The sequence below is a fragment of the Glaciihabitans sp. dw_435 genome (assembly GCF_018449675.1).
Taxonomy (GTDB): domain Bacteria; phylum Actinomycetota; class Actinomycetes; order Actinomycetales; family Microbacteriaceae; genus Glaciihabitans.
Genome location: NZ_JAAVUZ010000038.1, coordinates 1 through 3,440 on the forward strand (window position 1 = coordinate 1; position 3,440 = coordinate 3,440).

General features: G+C 62.9%; 5 protein-coding genes. 2 read left to right on the forward strand and 3 right to left on the reverse strand.

The features are described 5' to 3' along the window. Positions 1-291 precede the first annotated feature (291 nt). The 3 genes from HB677_RS18085 to HB677_RS18095 are packed head-to-tail and all read right to left on the reverse strand — an operon-like array spanning position 292 to position 2,170. Positions 292-921 carry a LysE family translocator gene (locus tag HB677_RS18085; RefSeq protein WP_213817135.1) on the reverse strand — a complete coding sequence of 210 codons (630 nt, stop codon included), beginning with the start codon at positions 919-921 and terminating at the stop codon, positions 292-294. Continuing rightward, complete coding sequence (locus HB677_RS18090) at positions 918-1,658, reverse strand: metallophosphoesterase (RefSeq protein WP_213817136.1); 741 nt, start codon at positions 1,656-1,658, stop codon at positions 918-920. Before HB677_RS18090 ends, HB677_RS18085 begins: the two co-directional genes overlap by 4 nt. Beyond that, on the reverse strand, positions 1,652-2,170 hold the full coding sequence (locus HB677_RS18095) for a GNAT family N-acetyltransferase (RefSeq protein ID WP_213817137.1): 519 nt from the start codon (positions 2,168-2,170) through the stop codon (positions 1,652-1,654). The genes HB677_RS18090 and HB677_RS18095 overlap by 7 nt, the downstream gene beginning before the upstream one ends. Positions 2,171-2,272: 102 nt before the next feature. On the opposite strand from HB677_RS18095, the gene HB677_RS18100 reads away from it, so the two are divergent. Further along, positions 2,273-2,803 (forward strand): GNAT family N-acetyltransferase, encoded by a 531-nt coding sequence (locus tag HB677_RS18100; protein WP_213817138.1) that lies wholly within the window; start codon positions 2,273-2,275, stop codon positions 2,801-2,803. Between the two features lie 59 nt (positions 2,804-2,862). Next, complete coding sequence (locus tag HB677_RS18105) at positions 2,863-3,387, forward strand: GNAT family N-acetyltransferase (RefSeq protein WP_307852643.1); 525 nt, start codon at positions 2,863-2,865, stop codon at positions 3,385-3,387. The last annotated feature ends 53 nt before the right edge of the window (positions 3,388-3,440 follow it).

The window sequence follows — 3,440 nt, forward strand, 5'->3', positions numbered from 1 at the left end:
CCTAGCTCGGCTAGCGCATAGTCTCCGCCAGGGCCATCGCCGGGCAGATTCTGATCGCCCGAAAGGGTCGCTTACTCGAGCAGGTCGAACCCGGCTTCCCGGATAGCGCCGGTCCATTCCGGTGCGAGAGCGTCCGCGCCGGCGGCGCCGCGCAGGCGTGACTCGAGTGCGGCGTGTTCGTCGGGGACTACGCGCGGGAAGCGTTCATTTCCATGAGCTGCCTTGCAGGTGATCGGTTAACGCAACGCCGGTCGCATTTAGGTCTCTCTTGAGGACTGCGTGTTTTGTCGTTCAGGTCATTACGGCGAGCCCGTTGATAATGCTCTGGATTCCTAACGCGATGAGCACTCCGCTTGCCATGAGCTGGAGCCCGACCATGACTAGTCCTCTGTTGGTGATCGCCGGCGCCCGCGTGATGAGTGCTGTGATCAGGCCGAGCCAGATGAGGAGCATAGCGATGTGGACTATGGCGATAATTGCGTACCCGCCGAGTGCTGATGCTCCGGTAGGGATGGTCGGGGGTACGACGAGGACGTAGAGCGTCAGGGCTTTTACGTTTGTTATGACGGCGACGAAACCCCAGGCGATGAGGTGAACGGGACGAGTCCTCGGCTGCTCTGGTTCGCCGCGATTGCGGGCGTTCCAAAGCCTTCTCAGGGGGACAGCTCCGAAGATGAGTAGCAGGAGGCCGCCGACAATCTCGAACCAGCCACGGATCAGTGAGTTGGACGCGACGACGGTGCCGATTCCGCTGATTCCGGCGACTGTGGCGATCAGGGCGATTCCGAGCGCTGTACCGAGGCCGACGCGGAGGCCTGCGGTCCGGTCCCCGGCGGCTGCGCCGCTGACGGTGAGCGCGAAGCTCGCGCCGGGTGAGAGCACGAACGGCAGCAGGGTTAGTACTGTCGAGAGGATCGTCATAGATCCTTGGGGTGGAGATAGTGGAAGACCGTTCTGATGTTCTGTCCGTCGATTGTGTGGAGTGCGAATCCGGGCATGGCATCGAAATTGGCGATGGGGTCGGCGCGGCTACCCAGACGCATCGTCGACACGATGCCGGGGCTGCCGAGCACCGGCACTCCCGCGAACGTCGTTGTGAATGCGGCGTGCACGTGGCCGGTGAAAACGGCGATCACGTTCGGGTTTTCACGGATGAGTGATTCCAGATCGTCAGGGTTCGTGAGGGCGAAGTGTTCGTCGACGATGTGGTGCCCGATCGGTACGGGCGGGTGGTGCAGCATGACCACGACGGGCCCGGGCGCGGCCCTGATGTGCTCGCGGGCGAAGTCCACTGCGGTGGTATTGAGAAGTCCGTCGTCGCGCCCGTCGGTGTGGGAGTCCAAGCCGATGATGGAGAGCCCGTCGAGGTGCAAAACAGCGTTCGAGGACGGTGTCATTCCCGCGGCGGACAAGGCATCCGTGAGCGGTCCGGTCAGATCGTGGTTACCGGCGGTGACCAGCCAGGGAATTTCTGAGGGAAGTTCGGCGAAGAACTCCGCGTATTCCTCGGCCAGTCCGTGGTCTGCGAGGTCGCCACTGACAAGGAGGGCATCGACTCGCGGAAGAGTGTCAACCTGGCGCAGAACGGCGGCTAACCGGCGTGTGCGCTCCGGGGAGAGGTCAAGGTGGGGGTCGCTTAGATGCGCGATCGTCAGCATGTGCTGCTTCTTTCTAGAGACGATTTTGAGGTACTGATTGGTTCGTTTTTGTTGGAGAGGTCGATCAGGGTGCGTGACCAGGCAATCTCGCGGTCGAGCTGGCCGGTCTCGATGAACAAGCAGACCTGCCGGGTGTCAGGCAGGGCGGCCGCGAGACGATGACGGTCTGCGCTGGTGAAGCCAAGCTTCTGCCAGAACGGCCCCGACCGGCGGGAGAATAACCACGCACGCTCGGCATCGGCCCGTGCCGCCTGCTCAAGAGCGAACAAAGCCAAGCGTGATCCCGCACCCGCCGCTCGACGGTCAGGCGCCACGGCCACGCTTCGGATGAGTGCGTGCTCCCCGCCACTGCTGAGCTCGAATCCGGTGCTGCCGACGATCGTGCCATCGGTATCTCGTTCAACCCAGACACGTACAGCGTCATCGTCGAGGCCGGCGAGCGTCAGGTCAGAGTCACGAAGGAACGATCGTAAATGGTCGATATCTGGACCGGACACACGGTGGAAACTCATCAATCCATCGTCCCAGATGCCGACCCACCCAGTGAACGATCGTTATCCGGTCACTCTTGGGCCCTGATCGCCGAACCCGTTGCAGGATCGAGATAATGAGGTGTGATCGATCCTCTGAACCTGCCCGTCTCCCTTTTAGTCCGCGACGCGCGCGTGCTCGTCCGCCGGGCGACACGCGACGACCTGGAGGCGATCATCCGGTTGCTCTCCGATGACCCGATCAGCGCTGGCCGCGGAGACGTCGCGAACGAGGACGACGAAGCCGCGTACGCGGCAGCACTGGATCGAATCATCCACGACCCCGGCAATGAGCTCCTTGTGGCAGTGAACCTCGCTGGAGCTGTCGTGGCCACGCTGCAGCTGACGGTCATCCCTGGAATGGTGCGTCGAGGAAGCACCAGGTTGCTCGTCGAGGCGGTTCGCGTCGCGAGCACGGAGCGTTCCTCGGGAATCGGGAGCGCGCTGATGCGGTGGGTTGTAGAACAGGCCGCAATCGAACTCGAGACATCGCTAGTGCAATTGACCTCCGACGCCGCCCGTGCAGACGCTCACCGCTTCTACCGCAGGCTCGGGTTTGTCGACTCCCACGTCGGCTTTAAGTTCTACGTCATGCTGCCGGGCCCAGCTACCTGATGAGCGCTCGGCGGTCAGGACTGCCTTGGTTCGGGCAGAATGCCCGGTACCGTCGTCTTGTGAACCAAGACGTGCTGATGGTAGAGAGTGCCAGCGCCGCGGATATCCCTGCCGCCCAAGGCCTGATCGAAGGTGCGAGACAATGGCTGCTCTCGCGAGGGATTGACCAATGGCAGGACGTTCTACCGGACTCCGTGCTGTTCCGTGACGCTGAGCGGGGAAATCTTTTCGTCGTGCGCCAAGACCAGGCGGTCACGGCTATGGTCACCGTGTCCGACTCTGACCCCGAGACCTGGGGTGCGGCTAACCGTCCCGCTGCGTATGTGCACCGGCTGGCCGTGGCTCAGACACATCGCGGCAGTGGGCTCGGGCAACGATTGCTGACGTGGGTCGAGGCAAGAGCTGCCGACCGCGAAGCGGCCGTTGTGCGGCTCGACTGCGCCACGAACAATCCGGGCTTGCGACGCTTCTACGAGCAGCAAGGATTCAGGTACGTTCGCGACGTAACGGTGACCGCCCTCGACGGTGGGCGGCAACTCGCCTCTAGCCTCTACGAACGCGAGCTGCCCCAAATAGCGCTGTGAAAACGCGGCCATTTAGCGCTGCGATTCACAGATCCGGCACGCCCTCGCTGCCT

Bases quoted from the DNA above. Each gene is read 5' to 3' on its own strand.
- HB677_RS18085 (WP_213817135.1), bottom strand. From the start codon at position 921: ATGACGATCCTCTCGACAGTACTAACCCTGCTGCCGTTCGTGCTCTCA.
- HB677_RS18090 (WP_213817136.1), bottom strand. From the start codon at position 1,658: ATGCTGACGATCGCGCATCTAAGCGACCCCCACCTTGACCTCTCCCCG.
- HB677_RS18095 (WP_213817137.1), bottom strand. From the start codon at position 2,170: ATGAGTTTCCACCGTGTGTCCGGTCCAGATATCGACCATTTACGATCG.